Annotated in this window: 11 protein-coding genes; all 11 read left to right on the top strand. The window is 73.1% G+C overall.

The genetic code is table 11. The features are described 5' to 3' along the window. Position 1: 1 nt before the first annotated feature. The 11 genes from WME85_RS24305 to WME85_RS24255 all read left to right on the top strand — a co-directional run bounded on the left by WME85_RS24305 (position 2) and on the right by WME85_RS24255 (position 16,669). On the top strand, positions 2–2,230 hold the full coding sequence (locus WME85_RS24305) for a type VI secretion system Vgr family protein (protein WP_437841389.1): 2,229 nt from the start codon (positions 2–4) through the stop codon (positions 2,228–2,230). Beyond that, positions 2,230–4,443, top strand: a complete 2,214-nt coding sequence (locus tag WME85_RS24300; RefSeq protein WP_437841387.1) for a type VI secretion system Vgr family protein — start codon at positions 2,230–2,232, stop codon at positions 4,441–4,443. The genes WME85_RS24305 and WME85_RS24300 overlap by 1 nt, the downstream gene beginning before the upstream one ends. Further along, positions 4,440–6,671 (top strand): type VI secretion system Vgr family protein, encoded by a 2,232-nt coding sequence (locus WME85_RS24295; RefSeq protein WP_437841384.1) that lies wholly within the window; start codon positions 4,440–4,442, stop codon positions 6,669–6,671. Before WME85_RS24300 ends, WME85_RS24295 begins: the two co-directional genes overlap by 4 nt. 52 nt (positions 6,672–6,723) lie before the next feature. Further along, positions 6,724–7,083: a PAAR-like domain-containing protein gene (locus WME85_RS24290; RefSeq protein ID WP_437760552.1), complete on the top strand. Its 360-nt coding sequence runs from the start codon at positions 6,724–6,726 to the stop codon at positions 7,081–7,083. A gap of 1 nt (position 7,084) precedes the next feature. Beyond that, a complete protein-coding gene (locus WME85_RS24285; protein WP_437841381.1) occupies positions 7,085–7,783 on the top strand; it encodes a hypothetical protein in 699 nt (232 codons plus the stop codon). A gap of 93 nt (positions 7,784–7,876) precedes the next feature. Continuing rightward, on the top strand, positions 7,877–8,680 hold the full coding sequence (locus tag WME85_RS24280; RefSeq protein ID WP_437841379.1) for a hypothetical protein: 804 nt from the start codon (positions 7,877–7,879) through the stop codon (positions 8,678–8,680). Continuing rightward, complete coding sequence (locus WME85_RS24275; protein WP_437841377.1) at positions 8,680–9,675, top strand: type VI immunity family protein; 996 nt, start codon at positions 8,680–8,682, stop codon at positions 9,673–9,675. The genes WME85_RS24280 and WME85_RS24275 overlap by 1 nt, the downstream gene beginning before the upstream one ends. Beyond that, entirely contained in the window at positions 9,672–10,688 is a 1,017-nt protein-coding gene (locus tag WME85_RS24270) for a DUF2169 family type VI secretion system accessory protein (RefSeq protein ID WP_437841374.1), read from the top strand. Before WME85_RS24275 ends, WME85_RS24270 begins: the two co-directional genes overlap by 4 nt. 63 nt (positions 10,689–10,751) lie before the next feature. Continuing rightward, a complete protein-coding gene (locus WME85_RS24265; protein ID WP_437841371.1) occupies positions 10,752–12,530 on the top strand; it encodes a tetratricopeptide repeat protein in 1,779 nt (592 codons plus the stop codon). Between the two features lie 72 nt (positions 12,531–12,602). Then, a complete protein-coding gene (locus WME85_RS24260; RefSeq protein ID WP_437841368.1) occupies positions 12,603–13,727 on the top strand; it encodes a beta-ketoacyl synthase N-terminal-like domain-containing protein in 1,125 nt (374 codons plus the stop codon). Further along, complete coding sequence (locus WME85_RS24255; RefSeq protein ID WP_437841366.1) at positions 13,724–16,669, top strand: hypothetical protein; 2,946 nt, start codon at positions 13,724–13,726, stop codon at positions 16,667–16,669. Before WME85_RS24260 ends, WME85_RS24255 begins: the two co-directional genes overlap by 4 nt. The last annotated feature ends 55 nt before the right edge of the window (positions 16,670–16,724 follow it).

The following is a 16,724-nucleotide window of genomic DNA, read 5'->3' as shown; positions in this document are numbered from 1 at the left end:
CGTGGAGCAACTCCTCTCGCTCTCCCTCGACTGCAGCGCGATCCCGGCGGGCTTCACCGCGACGGCCGCGACCGTCCTGGAGGCCATCTCGCAGCCGACCCACGCCACCGTCGAGCTCGTCGGGCCCGGCGACCTCGACCTCGAGCGCCCCATCGGCGAGAAGGCCCATCTCGCCCTCTGCGTCGACGGCGACCCGGTGCGCCATTTCCACCTCGTCGTCTCCGCCGTGCGGTTCGACGGCGTACAGCACGGCCACAGGCGGCGCTACTTCGTCGAGCTGGTCCACGAGCTCTCGCTCCTGTCGCTGCGCAGCGACGTGCGCATGTTCCAGGAGAAGGACGCCAGGGCGATCGTGTCCGAGGTGCTCGAGGGCGCCGGCGTCCCTCCCGGCGACGTGGCGTGGTCGGTGCAGCGCACGCTCGGCAAGCGCACCTACTGCGTCCAGTACCGCGAGACGGACCTGAGCTTCGCCTCCCGGCTGCTCGAGCACGAGGGCATTCATTACTTCATCCACGACGACGGCGACGGAACGCACGTCACGTTCGCCGATGCGCAATCGAGCTTCCCTCCCATCGAGGGGGTCACGCAATGGCCCATCCTCGACGGGCGCGATCACGGCGTCGGCGTGCTCGATTTCGAGCTCGAGACGATCGCGACGCCGGAGGCGGCGTCCGTCGGCGATTACAACTTCGAGACGCCTCAGCTCGACCTCACGTCCACCCACCCCGGCGTCGAATCGCCGCGCGGCGAGCGCTTCGAGTACGCCGCCGGCCACAGGACGCCGGACGAGGGCGCGGCGCTGGCGAAGATCCGCTGCGAGGAGATCCTCGCCCGGGCCCGCGTCGGCGCTGGCCACAGCGATCGCTGGACGTTCCGCGCCGGCTCGTGGTTCGAGCTCGAGAACACGGCCGGCGCGCACCTGTCGCAGAAGTACCTGCTCACCGCCGTGCGGCACGAGATCGTCGGCCTCGGCCTCGGCCCCGGGCTCGACAGCGACGACAGGCGCTCGTACACGAACCGGTTCACCGCGATCCCGCACGCGACCACGTTCCGCGTGCCGCGGACCGCCCCGCGCCCGCGGCTGCGAGGCGCCCACTCCGCGGTCGTCACGGGGCCGGGCGGCGAGATCCACACCGACAAGCTCGGCCGCATGAAGGGCAAGTTCTTCTGGGACCGCCTCGGCAAGGACGACGACACGAGCTCGCGCTGGATGCGCGTCGTCCAGCTCCCCATCGGCGGCTCCATGGCCCTCGCGCGGATGACGTGGGAGATGTCGATCGTCTATTTCGACGGCGATCCCGATCGGCCCATCGCGGTGAGCCGGATGTACAACGCCGAGAAGGCGTCTCCTTACCCCTATCCGGCCGCGAAGACGCGGATGGCGCTCCAGACCGCGTCGAGCCCGGCGAGCGGCAAATCCAACGAGATCCGGATGGAGGACGGGGGCGGCGGGCAGGAGTTCTTCGTCAATGCGTCGAAGGATTTCGACGGGCAGACGAACAACAACAAGACCGAGAAGGTGGGCGTCGACGAGCGGGTGGAGGTGGGCGTCGACGAGCAGATCACGATCGGCGCGAGCCAGACCGTGTCGATCGGCGCGAACCAGACCTCCACGGTGACGGCCGACCAGGGCATCCAGGTCACCAGCGACCGCACGGTGTCGATCGGCGCGTCGGAGGCCGTCTCGGTGAGCGGCAACATCAGCCAGCTCATCGCGGGCAGCGACACCGAGACGACCGGCGGCAGCCACACGACGCTCGCCGCGCTCGGCATCGACAAGACGGCCACGTCGAGCTACTCGCTCACGGTCGGCGGCTCGATGCTCTCGGCGGCCGGCATGGGCGTCTCCGTCGCGGTGGCGGGCGCCAGGTCGGAGACGGTCGGCGGCGCGAAGATCACCGCGTCCGGCAGCTCCGTCACCGAGTCGGTCGTCGGCGCCTACGCGGCCACGGTCGGCGGCGCGTGCGTTCACGCCGCGGCGGCGAACCGGGTCGGGGGCACGAAGGGCCCCGCGGCGGTGACCGTCGGCGGCCTGGCGTCGATGAACGCCGCGGGCAAGGTCGCGATCAACGCGAAGAAGATCAACATCCTCGTCGGCGGGGTGGCGAACCTGCTCGGCGGCGGCGGCGTGCTGACGCTCACGCCCGGCTCCGCGAGCTTCGCGGGCCTCATCACGCTCGACGCGTCGGGCAGCATCAAGATCTCCGGCAACCCCAACCTGGTGGGCTGATGGCGCGCGTCGTCGAGCTCTCCGTCGGCGGCACCGCGCTCGAGGTCGCGCGCCTCCAGGGGACCGTCGCGCTCTCGTGCCCCTTCGAGCTCTCGGCCGAGGTGTTCACGCGCGACGGCGCCCCGTCTCCTGGCGAGCTCCTGGGAAAGCCCTACGAGCTCGTGCTCTCCGACGGCTTCGGCGGGGCGCTCCCCACCCGCGGCGTGGTCGTCTCGGCCGTCCGCCACGTCGGCGACCTCGTGGAGGGCGCGCGGATCGAGCTCGCGCTGGGCTCGCCCGTCTCGCCGCTCGCGATCGGGCGCGACAGCCGCGTCTTTCAGGAGATGACGGTCGTCGAGATCGTCAAGAAGGTCCTGGAGCGCGGCCAGGTGGCCGACGTCGAATGGCGCACGAGCGCGTCGTACGCCACGCGGCCCTACACGGCCCAGTACCGCGAGAGCGACTGGGACTTCATCCAGCGATTGCTGGACGAGGAGGGCATCTACTACTGGTTCGAGCACGAGAGCGGCGCGACGAAGCTGGTCCTCGGCGACGACTCGACCGCGGCGGCTCCGATCGACGGCGGCGCGGAGCTCTCGTTCCGGGACGACGCGCAGCTGCTCGAGACGGAGGGCGCCGTTTACCGGGTGACGAAGCGCGCTTGCCTCGCCCACGACGCGGTTCGCCTCCGCGATTACAACTTCGACAAACCGCGCCTGCTGCTCGACGAGAAGGCCGGCAGCGGCGCGCGCGAGCTCTACGACTTCCCCGGGCGGTTCGCGGCGCCGGGCGATGGCAAGCGCCGCGCCCAGGTGCGCCTGGAGGAGCTGCGCGCGCGCCGCGTCGTCGTCGCGGGCGAGACGTCGACGACCCGGCTGCGCGTCGGCCGCGCCTTCGATCTGTCGGAGCACCCGGTGGAGGGGCTCGATGGCAGCTACCTGGTCGAGCGCGTCACGTACATCGTCTCGGATCACCGCGACCCGTCGACGGGCGGGCGCGAGGCGCTCCGCATGACGTGGGTCGCGCTCCCGAAGGCGACGCCGTACCGCGCTGCGCGCCGCGGGCCGGTCACGCGCGACCCGGCTGGCCCGGAGACGGCGGTCGTCGTGGGCGCGCCGGGCGAGGAGATCCACCCCGACAGGTCCGGCCGCGTCCGCGCGCAGTTCTACTGGGATCGTGAGGGCAAGCGCGACGACAGCGCCTCGACGTGGATGCGCGTCGGCCAGTTCCCGCTCGGCGGCTCGATGGTCCTGCCGCGCGTCGGCTGGGACGTGCTCGTGCACCACGTCGAGGGCGACGTCGATTTCCCCTACGTGAGCGCGCACCTCTACGACGGGCAGTTCCCCGTCCCGTACAGCCTCCCCGGCAACAAGACGCGGACGGCGTGGCAGACCGCGACGACGCCGGGCGGCGGCTCGTCGAACGAGATCCGGTTCGAGGACAGGAAGGGCAGCGAGGAGATCTTCATCAACGCGTCGAAGGACATGAACGTCGCCATCGGCGATAACAAGATGGAGAAGGTCGGCGTCGACCTGGAGGAGACGATCGGCGCGAACCTCGACGCCAAGGTCGGCTCGAACCGCAAGCTCGGCGTCACGTCGAACCAGGGCGTGACCATCGGGGGCGCGGAGTCGCTCACGGTGTCGGGCAGCCGGTCGGTGGTCGTCGGCGGCTCCGAGACCACGACGGTCGGCGCCTCGCGCAGCGTCACCGCGACCATGGGGTCGAGCCTCGACGCCAAGGGGGGCCGCTCGGTGACCATCGGCGGGACGATGATGGCCATCTCCGCGCTGGGCGTGAACCGCCTCGTGCTCGGCACGGCGAGCGTCACGGTGGGCGGCGCGTGGGTCAGCGCCGCGGCGACCGGCCTCGCGCACCTGACGGGCGGCGCGTGCGCCGAGACGGTCGGCGGCGCCAAGATCAACGCGGGCGCCGCCGGCTGCGCCGTCTCCGTGAAGGGCGCGGCCGCCGAGACGGTCGGCGGCGCGTACGTGATCGCGGCCGGGTCGAACGTGGGGGAGAGCGCGACGTCGAGGCTCGCCTTCACGGTCGGCGGGGCGATGCTGGCCAACGCCCCGAAGATCGAGATCGAGGCCGAGAGCGAGATATCGGTCCGCGTCGGCGGCGCGTCGCTCACGATCAAGCCGTCGAGCATCGAGGTCAAGGCGCCCATGATCGGCGCGCCGGGCGCGACGATCACGAAGAAGGCCTCGAAGATAGAGCACAACGGATGACCGACGCGACCTCGCTCCACCAGGCGTTCTTCGCGACCGACGGGTTGCCTCCAGAGCTCGCGCGCGTGCGGAGCATCGTCGCCCACGAGGGGCTGAGCTTGTCGTACCAGGTCGAGGTCGAGCTCGAGCTCTCCGCGCCCGCGATCGACCCGAGCGGCTGGATCGGCGCGGGCGCGACGGCGATCGTGGCGAGCCAGGACGGCGGTGCGGTGCGGCTCTTCTGCGGCGTGGTGACGCGCGTGCGCGAGGGCGCGAGCCGCAGCGAGCCGCACCGGATCGCGGTCACGCTCGAGTCGCCGCTCGCGGGCCTCCGGTGGACCACGGACCACCGCATCTTCCAGGAGCAGACCACGCAGGAGATCGTGTCCGCGGTGCTCGAGGAGCGAGGCCTCGACGCGTCCCGCGTCCGCTGGCGGCTCTCCGGCAGCTACCCGAAGCGCGAGGTGTGCACGCAGTTCGGCGAGGACACCTTCGCGTTCGTCTCGCGTATCCTCGAGGAGGACGGCATCTTCTACTTCCACGAGCACGGCGACGACGGGGCGATCGTCGTCTTCGGCGACTCGAGCTCGGCGTACACGGAGGCGCAGCCGTCCGCCGAGGTCGCGTTCCGGCACGAGAGCGGGCTCACCTCGGGCCACGCCATCACCGCCCTCGCCCTGTTCGAGCGCGCCCGCCCGGCCAAGGTGACGCTCCGGGATCACGACTTCAAGAAGCCCGCGCTCGATCTCGAGGCCACGGCGAGCGGCGAGGCGCCGCTCGGCCGCGAGCATTACGATTACCCCGGCCGCTATGTCGAGCCCTCGGAGGGCGCGCGGCGCGCGCGGATCCGCCTCGAGGCGTTCGAGGCCGCATCGCAGGGCGCGCGCGGCGCGAGCACCGTCACGTCGCTGACGCCGGGCCACACCGTGAAGGTAACCGACGTGCCGGAGCAGGCGCTCGAGGGCGAGTGGGTCGTCCGCGAGATCGAGCACGTGTGGGAGGACGCGCCCGCGACGGGCTCCTACAGGAACCACTTCCTGCTCCTGCCGAAGGACCTCCCGTTCCGGCCGCCCGCGTCGGCGCCGGAGTGCGACGTACCGGGGCCGCAGCTCGCGACGGTGACGGGCCCCGCGGGCGAGGAGATCCACACAGACGCGTTCGGGCGCGTCAAGGTGCAGTTCCCCTGGGACCGGCGCGGCGACGGCGACGACAAGAGCTCGTGCTGGGTGCGCGTCGCGCAGATGCACTCGAGCGGCTCGGTGGCGATCCCGCGCGTCGGCTGGGAGGTCGTCGTCGATTTCGAGGGCGGCGACCCGGATCGGCCCATCGTCCTCGGCCGCGTCTACAACGGTAAATACGGCCCGCCTTACAAGCTGCCCGACAGCAAGACGCAATCGGCGCTGCAATCGTCGGCGAGCCCGGGCGGCGGAGGCCACAACGAGATCCGCATGGAGGACGGCGGGGGCTCCGAGCACGTCCATGTCCACGCGGAGAAGGATCTCAACGTCGTCGTCGCCAACAACAAGACGGAGAAGGTCGCGAACGTCGCGACGCTCGGCGTCGGATCGAACCACAAGCAGACGGTGGGCGCGAACGCCACGCTGGACGTCGGCGCGCAGGAGGACATCGAGATCGGCGGGGCGCAGACGATCTCGGTCGGCGCGGCGCGGACCGAGACCGTGAGCGGCGACGAGAAGGTCGATATCAAGGGCTCGCGCTCGCTCACGATCGGCGGCAGCCACACGACGATGACGCCCATGTCGGTGAGCGCGAGCACGCCGGCCTCCTTCAGCGAGACGGTCGGCGGCAGCGCCGTCGAGGCGGCCGCGCTCGGCGTCGGGATGGCCGTCGCCGGGGTCACCAGCATCACGGTGGGCGGCGCCGAGATCGCGGCGTGCGCGACCGGCGCGAGCTCGTTCACGCTCGGCGCGCACGCGACGACCGTCGGCGGCGCCTTCATCTCGGCGAGCGGCAAGGACGTCGCGATCAACGTCGGCGGCGCCAAGGCCACGACCGTCGGCGGCGTGTGGGCGGCGCAGGCCGGCGGGGATATCGCCATCTCGAGCGGCTCGACGCTCAACATCACCGTCGGCGGCGCGCTGTCGATGAACGCCGCCTCGATCGCGCTCAAGGTCGGCGGGTCCAACGTGACGATCTCCGCCGGCTCCGTTGTCCTCAAATCGTCGACGATCAAGCTCACCGCGACCGGACCTCAGCCCGAGCTTGCCCCCATGGTGGCGGACAAGTAGCGAGGAGGCCTCCGCCGCGCACTGGCACGGACCTCGAACGAACATGCCTCTCTTGAACCAGAACAAGATGTGCGCGAGCGTCGCGTCGGTCCACACCTCCGTCACGTCGGGGCCGCTCGATATATGCAAGACGCCGACGCCCGGCGGCCCCGTCCCCATGCCGTACCCCAACGTGGCCGTCTCCTCGACGATGGGCCCGGGCTACACGACGAAGACCCTCAGCATCGCCACGCCGATGTGGACGAAGAAGGGCAAGAGCGCGCTCTCCAACGGGGATCAGCCGGGCGTCGCGCTGGGCGTCGTCAGCAACAAGATCATGGGGATGGTCGCCATCCTGATGGCGTCGACCGACGTCGAGGCCGAGGGCGGCGGCGTCGTGCGGACCGGCGACAAGTCGAACGGGAACATCTGAGATGGCCGTCCAGGCCCCCGAGGATCTCATCCATGGCGGAGGCGGGCTCGCGGCGTCCGGCTACAAGGATGTGATGTGCCAGGCCTTCCGCGAGGCCGTCGAGGAGCATTGCTCGCAGCCGAAGGGGAAGCGCGGGTCGTTCAACAACAGGTTCTACGACAAGCTCCGGCGCCACAATCCCGAGCTGGCGGGTCGTATCCAGCGCGAGGTGCCCGTCGTGTTCGGCGGGGCCGCCGGGTCGGCCGGCCAGCTCGCGTCGAACCTGACGAACGCGCCGGGCCCGGCCGGCGCCGTGGCGAACGCGGTCCTCGCCGCGCACCAGGCGGGCGTGAGCTCCCTGGCGGGGTCTGGCGCGACCGCGGTGACCGGCGCGCTGGCGAACCCCCGGATCCCGGCTGGCCCCTGGGGGATCGTCGGCCTCGGCGCCCTGGGGGGCCTGATGCGCGGCGCGCCGCTGGCGAACCGCATCAAGTTCGCGCTCTTCCGGCTCCAGAACCGGGGCATCCGGGTGAAGTTCCCGGACGGGCTCATCGGCCGGCAGGTGATCGAGATCAAGGGCCCTGGCGACACGATGAGCAAGGGGCAAGCCAAGGACTATCAGGCGTTCAGCAGGCCTGATCCGCCGATCGTGCCGAGCTGCGAGTCGTGCGATCCGGCCAATTGCGACAACAAGAAGACCGCCAACGGGGGGTGCAAGTGACGCCGCCGCGGCGCCCGGGGCTGCGAGGGCGGCCTGGCCGGCCCTCGACCCGGAGCGCGCCGCGGTCGAGCTCCACCCCGCGAGAGGTGAACGGTGCCCGTTCTTCATGACATGGAGTTCGCCGCGGGAGGGCTGCTCGTCGCGTACCGCGCGAGCGCCCAGCCGCAGGAGCTCACCATCGAGGTCGTGACCGCGGGCACGGCCGAGTTCCCGATGTCGGTCGCCTCGCTCCGCGCCGTGATCGAGGCGGTCAACCGCGGCGCCGCGGGCGGGGCCGTCTTCGACCCGCTGCTCGGCGCGGCCGAGCGCCTCGACGGGCCCTGGGACGGCGAGGGCGTCCTCGGTCCAGCGTACCGCTGGACGCTGCGCGTCGCGGGCGTCGCGCCGCTCTTCCTCCGCAACGTCGTCGAGGAGCTCCGGCGCGCGGGCGCCGACCGCCCGGTGACGCGGATGAGCCTCGTCGGGACGCTGCCGCTCGACGGCAGCGAGATGTCGGTCCGCGAAGGCCTGGTGCGCTCGTGGCTCGACGATCGCGCGACGTACCTCGAGGCGTGGCCGCACCGCGAGTTCCCGGTGGACGTCGAGCCGACCGATCATGTCGCCAACCTGCGCATCGAGCTCGCCACCTCGATCACCCCCGAGATCCGCAGCGAGCTCGAGGCGACGAGCGTGTGGTGGCTCAACGCCATCCGGAACTACGTCTCGGAGGAGGGGTTCGAGGTCGTCATGAATCCATCGAAGACCTTGCCCGCGTTCGGGTCGAGCCGCACCGAGTTCAGGGCTCATTACGCCGAGTTCCTGTACAAGCGCGCTCCGGCGCGCGCGGCGCTCCAGAACCTCCTTTATCGCTTCCACCGGAGCGTCGCGCCCATCGCGCGCGTCGCCTTGCAGCTGTGATGCAGGGGCCCGCTCCGGAGCCGCTCGCGCGGCTGGCCAACAGGACGCCGATCGTCTACGGCGCGCTCGGCGCGGTCTTCCACCTCGAGCCGCTCGCCGCGGAGGACGAGGCGCGGCTCGATGCGGTCAATACCATGGTGTGGGACTGGATCGGCCCCGCGCTGGTGCACGCGTCGCTCTCGTGCGCCGAGCGCCCCGAGCCGGTCCGGCGCGCGCACCTCGATTACATCGCGACCCATTGCGCGAACCTCGGCGTCGCCCCGGTGCCCGGCGGCGGACCGGAGGACCAGAAGATCTCTGCCAACCTCGTGCGGCTCGGGCGGGACGAGATGTCCGTCGTGTGCAGCGGGTCGCGCGACCCCTTCGAGGCGTCGCCGTACTCGTACCGCTTCTGGGCGGAGATCGGCGATCTCCCGGAGGGCTCGGACGCGCTGCACCTGCCTGCCCACGCCGTCCTGCACCTGACCGTGCCGGAGACATGGCCGCTCGCGGACTTTCACGCGCGGATCTCCGCCATCGCGGCGAAGCTCCGGCTCCGCTGGGGCGCCGCGGGGTACACGTTCTCCGACTGCGAGGCGCAGAACTACCAGGCGCCCGCGGCCGCGATCTATGCGCACGCGCGCAGGTATTGGGGTTATGACGTGGCGGAGTACGTCCGTCTCACCGAGGCATTCTCCCGGCGGATCCGCACCGTCAGCTGGCTGACGTGGCTCGGGCCCTCGATGCTCGACGAGCTGCGCGCCCGAGGCGGCCTCGGCGCGTCGCGCCTGTCGACCCGGACGGGCTCGGGCGGCGGGGTGTTGATCCAGGCGGGCGGCGCGCCTGAGCGCGGCGACGTGAACCGGCGCCAGGTGCCCGCGGCCTATCGGGAGGTCGACGCGCTGGTGCGCCCGCTGCGCGCCGCGAGCGGCGCCGATCTGCCGTTCTTCGCGCCCTGGGACGAGGTCTCGATCGAGCGCTGGCTCCGCCGCTTCGAGGTCCTCGGCGGACCATGATCCGCATCATCAACCAGACCCCGGGCCGGCACCTCGCGGTCCCGGTCAAGACGAAGGAAGGGCGCGATCGGCTCGCGGTCATCGTCAAGATCACCTTCCTCGTGGACGCGCGCGGCGGCGTGACGATCGATCCGGACGGGCCTGCGCCTTATCTGGTCGACGAGTTCAACGGTCCGGACGCGGCAAAGGCGAGCATCCGGAAGCCCTCCGACCTCTTCGACCAGAAGCCCGGGACCGACGTGCTCCTGGTCGGGCACGCCCACGCCCGCTCCCCGGGGCAGGCGAAGCACGTCGATGTGTCGTTGAAGATGGGCCCCGTCGCGAAGGTGGTCCGGGCTCACGGCATGCGTGCATGGACGCTCGGCGCGATGGGCGGGCTCGCGCCGGGCCCGGCGCAGCCCATCGTCGAGCCGGTGCCTTTGCTGTACGAGCTCGCGTGGGGCGGCCTCGACCTCTCCGACCCGGAGCGGCCGTTCGGGGAGCCGAGGAACACCGTCGGTCGCGGCGCCGTGCGCGACGCGCGCTCGCTCGTCGATCAGCCGGCCGCGCAGATCGAGAGTCCGGATCACCCGATCGGGGGTCACCACGACGTGCCGGCCGGCTTCGGCGCCATCCATCGACACTGGCAGCCGCGCGCCTCGTTTGCGGGCACCTACGGCCCCCGATGGATGGAGACGAAGATGCCTCTCCTGCCGGACGATTTCGACGATCGATTCCACGTCTGCGTGCCCGAGGACCAGTGGTCGCCGGCGCCGCTGCGGGGCGATGAGCCGATCGAGGTCACCGGCGCGACGCCGGGCGGCCGCCGGTGGGCCTTCGCGCTGCCGCGCGTGCATCTCGGGTTCACGAGCTTCGCGCTCGGCGCCCGCACCGAGCACCGCACGCACCTCGACACCGTGCTGATCGACGCGGACGCGATGCGCGTCGAGCTCACGTGGCGCGCAGCGATTCCTTTGCCCAGGAAGTACGAGATGTTAGAGTGGGTTCACGTGGTTCATAAGCGGGTGGTGTAACCGCCGTGAGCCGTGTGGGATGCCGTCGGGACCAGGACGAGGGGTGAGGAGGAGGCGCATGGAATGGCGCTCGTGAACACGGCGGACGCCGCGGGCGTCGAGGCCGCCTGGCGCGATTTTCTGGCGAACGACGTCAGCGTGCAGGCGTTCGGCGCCGCCGCGGGTCGCCGCCAGCTGCTCGGCGAGGCGCCGCTCTCGCGCACGGTGCACGTGGCGCTCTCCGGAGAGGGCAAGGACGCGCACGCGGCGGCCGACGCGCTCGCGGAGGCGGTCGTCGCGTGGGACTCGTTCGTGCTCCTGCAGGGCCTCGTCGGGACGGCGTTCACGCGGCAAGGTCGGTACGACGACGCGCTTCGCGTCCACCTGACGGCGCTGCGCCTCACGCCGCGCTGGCATCCGACCTCGGCCTACCGCGTGCTCGACGCGATCGCCGACGACCTCGTGCATGTCGGCCGCTTCGAGGAGGCCGCGCGCTTCGCCGAACGCGCGCTCGACTGGGACCCGACCAACCCGGAGGCGCTCCTGACGCTCGGCGTGGCGCTGGCCAGGGCGGGCGATCGCGACCGCGCGGGCGGCGTCCTCGCGTACCTCGCCTCCGCGGGCTACTCCGAGGCGTTCCTCCGCGCGCTGATCGGCGCGCTCGGCGGAGACGGGGCCAAGGCGCCGCCGTACTCGCCGGACCTCACGAAGGTCCGCGGCCTGTCCGACGACGCGTGGCTGCGCTTCTGCGCGGTGAACGCGCTGAACCCGTTCACGGAGGGCGAGGAGCAGCGGCGGGCGCACGCGGTCGCCTGTCTCGCCCGCGGTCGTCATGACTACGCGCTGTTCGCCACGCGCCAGGCGCCGAGGTGGCTCACGGACGACTCGCCCATCGACGCGCGCGTGGCCCGCGCCTGGGCCAAGGCGCGCGAGGACGCCATCGCGGCGTTGAGCGCGGCGCGCGGCGCCGTCGAGGAGCTCGCGCGCAAAGAGGACGGGCAGTTCGGGGAGGAATCGGAGGTGCGGTTCGAGTTCGCCGACGCGTGCGTCGAGCGCGGCGAGGCCGAGCCGCTCCTCTCGATGCTCCTCGACCCGAGCAGGGACGTCGTGCTCTACGCCGCGCGCGCCCTCGTCAAGCTCGGCCGCGCTGACCATGCGCCGCTCATCGAGGCCATGGCCGCCGGCGAGGTAGCGCTCGGCTGGGACGACATGCCCTCGGCCGCAAAGGTGCTCTCGGCGATGAAGCGCGCGGGCGGCGGCGCGAAGAAGAAGAAGCCCGCCGCCGCGAAGGGCAAGGCCGCGCGGCTCCGCGGGCGCGCGCTCATCGCGAAGGTGACGGAGGCGATCGCGGGCACGGGCGCGATCGCGGACCCGCGGCCGGTCCCCGCGGCGAAGCTCAAGAAGCTCACGTTCCCGTGCAAGAAGCCGCTGTCGCCCGGGCTCGCGGCCTTCCTCGCGTTCGACGCGAGCTTCCTCGGGTTGTTCGAGGATCCGGCGGCGCCCCGCTTCGCGCCCAGGACGCTCGGGCAGATCGCGGCGGAGGAGTTCGACCCGATGCTCGCGGACATGTTCGAGGGCATCGACGAGGCGCTGCCGGGGGAGGCCTACCTGCTGGGCCCGCAGGACGGCGAGGCGAGGGACGTGCTCTACGTCGGCGAGCCCGACGCGGCGGGCGAGTACCCGGTGCTGGAGATGCGCACGGATCCGCCCGAGGTCCGCGTCGCGTACCCCGGCGTCGACGTCTACCTGGCGCACCTCTTCGAGGTCGTCCCGTTCGACCCGGAGAAGAACCCCGAGGACGCGAGCGCGCTCGAGGCGCACGGCGAGCTCGACCTCGGCCCCTGGTCGGCGCTGCCCGAGTGACATGGACCCCCGCACGGCCCCGCGCGGCAGCGCCCTACGAGCGTATGGACCAGCGGCGGAAGGGAGCGCGTCATGAGGCCGAGCACGGCTGACGCGGGGCCCCCGGAGGCGGGGCTCTCGGCGCGCGCGCCGCTCCCGGCCGCCGAGGCGGTGATCGTCGGCGCCGGCGCGCGCGCGCCGGGCGGGCTCACCGCGCTCCAGGTGACCATGAGCGTGCGCGCGCTCAAGATGGACCCCCGCGAATCGCACCTGATCGATCGCGCCGGCGAGCCCATGGTGACCTGCCGCCTGCCGTCGATCGGCGATCACGTGATGGGCCTGGATCGGCTCGTCGCCCTCGGCGGCCCCGCGCTCACGCAGGCCGCCTTCCCCTGGCTGTCGGCGCAGCGGCAGAGGGGGCAGGCGGCGCGTCCGCTGCCGGTGATCGTCGCGCTGCCGCCGCGGAGCCGCCCTGGCTTCGATCCGCGCCTCGAGTCGCAGCTCCTCGCCGGCCTCGAGGCGCGCTCGCAGGTGCCCATCGACCACGCGCGCTCGACCCTGGTGCTCGGGTGCCGCGGCGGCGGGGCGCACGCCTTCGAGATCGCGCTCGAGCGCCTGCGCTCCGGCGAGCACGACGCGGTGGCGGTCGGCGGGGTCGACAGCTTCTTCGACCCCGACGCGCTCGAGTGGCTCGATCGCGAGCTGCGCCTGCACTCGATGCACACGGAGAACGGCTTCATCCCGGGCGAGGGCGGGGGCTTCGTCGTCCTCGCGGCCCGCGGGCGCGCGGGCTCCCTGCCGCGCCTCGGGCAGGTGCTCGGCGCCGCGGTCGGCGCCGAGCCGCGGCCGTACGGGTCTGACGAGCCGTGCCTCGCGCACGGCATCATGGCGGCCGTCAAGCGGGCGGCCGCGCCCCTCGGCGTCAAGGCGCGGCGCATCCCGTGGGTGATGAACGACGTCGTGAACGAGCGTCACCGCGTCGACGAATGGAGCTACGTCATGGCGCGCGCCTTCGAGGCCTTCTCGCCCGACGTGATCTGCGAGCAGCCGCTCCTCAAGACCGGCGATCTCGGCGCCGCCAGCGCGCCGGTGATGCTCGCGATGGCCACCGTCCGGTGGGAGACGCGCTGCGCGCCGGGCGACTGCGTGCTCATCGGCACCCACTCCGAGGGCCCCGAGCGCGGCGCGCTCCTCGCCAGCGTCGACCCGGCCCGATGAGCTCCTCGAGCGTTCCCCCCCGCGCCGCGCCCGCCGAGCCCGGGAAGAACGCGGCCGCGCTGGCCCAGCGGGCCGTGGAGGACGTCCTCTCCCTCGTGCCCGAGATCCCGCTCCAGGTGGACCGCGCCGGCGTCGGCGACAGGCTGCGCCGGGCCGTGCAGTGCGCCTACGCGGTGCTCGACAGCGACGTGCTCGCGCCGGTGCACCACGACGGGCTCACCGAGGCGGCGGCGCTCGTGCGCGAGGCGCGCGCGCTGCTCGTGGGCGCCGGCGATCGCCGCGAGGAGCCGGCGCTCGACAGGGCGCTCGACGGGCTCGACCTGGCCGCCTCGGCGCTCGTGATGGGCGCGCGGGCCGTGGCGCAGATCCAGCTCGCGCGCCGGAGCGAGCTCTCGGGCGGCGGCCGGAGGTCGAGCGAGCCGCCGCGCGAGCGGCCCTTCCGCGCGAGCCAGGGCACGCCGTCGCTGCACGCGTTCGCGCGGCGCCCGCTCGTCCCGGAGCTCTCGCTCGACCCGAGCGTCCCGCTGCGCGAGCCGCAGCCGGCGCCGCGCAAGCTGAGGCCGCCCGCGACGCTCGACGCCCTGAAGGCGTTCGCCGCAGCGGCCGCGACGGGCGAGCTCGAGAAGAAGCTCGGCGAGGACGCGGCGGAGGTGCCGGACGCCCCCGCCGCGGCGCCGCCCCGCTTCGTCCACGAGCCCGCCGTCGAGGAGGCGGAGATGCTCCGGCGCCTCGGGCGCGACTGCCTCGAGGACATCGCCATCCACCGCGATCTGCGCAGGCCGAACGCGATCGAGACGTGGGTGGATCAGGAGCCGTTCGAGCAGCGCCTGCTCGACAACCTCGACTGCTTCGCCAGCGTCGGGGCCGCGGCGCTGCCCCTCGTGTCGCTCTATTTCGCGGAGGCGAAGGCGCCGGATCCGGGGCGCGCGTTCGCCGTCGCGCTGACGCTCGGCTCGATCGAGGGCCGCGATACGGTCGGCGCGGCGGTGGCCACGCTCAAGCACAGCGCGCCGGAGACGTACCCGGGGTGGATCGAGGGCCTCCAGCTCGCGCCGAACCCCGAGATCGACGCGGCGCTGGCCGAGCTCGCGGCCGGCGCGCGCGTGCCGCTCGCCGCCGTGGCGCTCGAGGTGCTCGCGCTCCGGCAGTCCGCCCCGTTCGAGCTGGCCTCGCGGCTCGCGTGGTCGGCGCGGCCCGAGCTCGCGGAGCGCGCGGTCCGCGCGCTCGCCGTGGCAGGCCCGCGCGACGAGGCGATCGAGGTGATCGAGGGCGTGCTCGCCCGTACGGACAGCGACGCCGTGTTCCTCGCCGGCGCCGAGGCGGCGATGCGGCGCGGGCACGGTCCGGCGCGCTCGCTCCTGCGCGCGACGCTGTCGGGCCGAGCGGGCCCGGCGCGCGCCGCGGGCGCGGCATGGCTGCTGTGCCTCGGCGGGCACGAGGCCGACCTGGAGCCGCTGCTCGCCTGCGCGGCCGCGGCGCCGACTGCCCAGCTCGCGCGCGGCCTCGGGCGCTTCGGGCACGTCGGGGCGCTCGGCTTCCTGGTGAGCTTGCTCGGCTCGGGCGACGAGCTGCTCGTGGGAGCGGCGGCCGAGGCGCTCGAGCGCATCACCGGCGCGGGGCTGCGCGAGACGGTGGAGGAGCCGTGGGAGGTGGAGCTGCCCCCCGAGGCCGCGGCTGCGGTCGAGGCGGACGCGCTGCCGATCCCCGTGCGCAAGGTGGAGAAGGTCGTCACCGACCCCGTGCGCTGGGAGGACTGGCGACGACGCAACGCGCGCCGGTTCGATCCGGAGGTGCGCACGCGCGGCGGGAGGCCGTTCACCGTGCAGTCGCTCGTCGACGAGCTCGAGGCGACGTCGACCCCGCCGCCGCGCCGCCACGAGGCCGCGCTCGAGCTCTGGATCGCGACGGGGATGGTCTCCGCGTTCTCACCGGACGACTGGGTCGCGCGGCAGCGCGCTCACCTGGCGGAGCTCCGCGATCGCTTGAGCAGCGCGAGTTTCCCTGCGGGCAGGTGGGGGTTCGGGTTTACCCGAAGCAGCATGCCTCCGCCTCCTGCGGCGCCCGTGTCGTACCCGCCGTTCCCCTCGACGATGGTGATCGAGCTGCCGGTGGAGCCGACGGAAGCGCTTCCGTTCGTCCCGCCCCCTCCGGGCGCGGCGCCTCCGCGTGCGCCGTCGCCTGCGCCGCCTGCCGACGACGGGGCGCTGCCGTTCGTGTCGCCGCCGCCAGCACCGCGTGCGCCGTCGCCCGCGCCGCCTGCCGACGCCGGGGCGCTGCCGTTCGTGTCGCCGCCGCCAGCACCGCGTGCGCCGTCGCCCGCGCCGCCTGCCGACGCCGGGGCGCTGCCGTTCGTGTCGCCGCCGCCAGCTCCGCCCGTGCGTTCGCAGCAGACGCCGCCTCCCGCGGCGCATGCCGCCCTGCCGTTCGTGGCGCCGGCGGAAGGAGCGTCCCCGCTGGCGCCTCCTGCCGCGTCGGCGGCGAGCTCCTTGGTTCCTCCTGCCGGCGCCGCGCTGCCCTTCGTCGCGACGCGGGCCGGGGGCTGGCCGCCGACGGACGAGGCGCCCGCGCCGCCGATGTCGGGAAGCGCCCTGCACGCGCCGCGCGACGTCTTGCCGTTCAAGAGGTCCGCTGCCGCGGGACCGACGCCCGCAGGCGCCGATGCGCGGCAGTCCCGCGCCGGATTGCCGTTCAGGGCGCCGGGCCAGGCCGGCGCCGCTGCCGTCGCGCCGGCGCTCACGCTCGAGCAGCACGCGTGGATCTGGGCCTGGCGCGCCATCGAGCCGGCGAGGTGCGCCGAGCTCCTCGCGCAGCACGGCCTCGCGGGCGAAGACGCCTGGCTCGCTGCCGACCGTGCATGGCAGCAGCGCCTGAGCGCCGACCGGGCGCTCCACGAGCGCTGGCTTCACCTGATCGCCCATTACCGGGGGCAGGTTCCCCGGTGACGCTTCCCTGAAGGCGCGGCTCGGCGGGCGTGGGCGAGCGCTCTACCGAGACGTG

The organism is Sorangium sp. So ce1153, from assembly GCF_051521595.1.
GTDB lineage: Bacteria > Myxococcota_A > Polyangia > Polyangiales > Polyangiaceae > Sorangium.
Note: the sequence above shows the minus strand (reverse complement) of the source record. Positions and strands in the feature narration are given on the sequence as shown.

Coding starts and splice junctions, on each gene's coding strand:
- WME85_RS24275 (WP_437841377.1), top strand. CDS start 8,680: ATGCAGGGGCCCGCTCCGGAGCCGCTCGCGCGGCTGGCCAACAGGACG.
- WME85_RS24285 (WP_437841381.1), top strand. CDS start 7,085: ATGGCCGTCCAGGCCCCCGAGGATCTCATCCATGGCGGAGGCGGGCTC.
- WME85_RS24265 (WP_437841371.1), top strand. CDS start 10,752: ATGGCGCTCGTGAACACGGCGGACGCCGCGGGCGTCGAGGCCGCCTGG.
- WME85_RS24255 (WP_437841366.1), top strand. CDS start 13,724: ATGAGCTCCTCGAGCGTTCCCCCCCGCGCCGCGCCCGCCGAGCCCGGG.
- WME85_RS24295 (WP_437841384.1), top strand. CDS start 4,440: ATGACCGACGCGACCTCGCTCCACCAGGCGTTCTTCGCGACCGACGGG.
- WME85_RS24270 (WP_437841374.1), top strand. CDS start 9,672: ATGATCCGCATCATCAACCAGACCCCGGGCCGGCACCTCGCGGTCCCG.
- WME85_RS24300 (WP_437841387.1), top strand. CDS start 2,230: ATGGCGCGCGTCGTCGAGCTCTCCGTCGGCGGCACCGCGCTCGAGGTC.
- WME85_RS24260 (WP_437841368.1), top strand. CDS start 12,603: ATGAGGCCGAGCACGGCTGACGCGGGGCCCCCGGAGGCGGGGCTCTCG.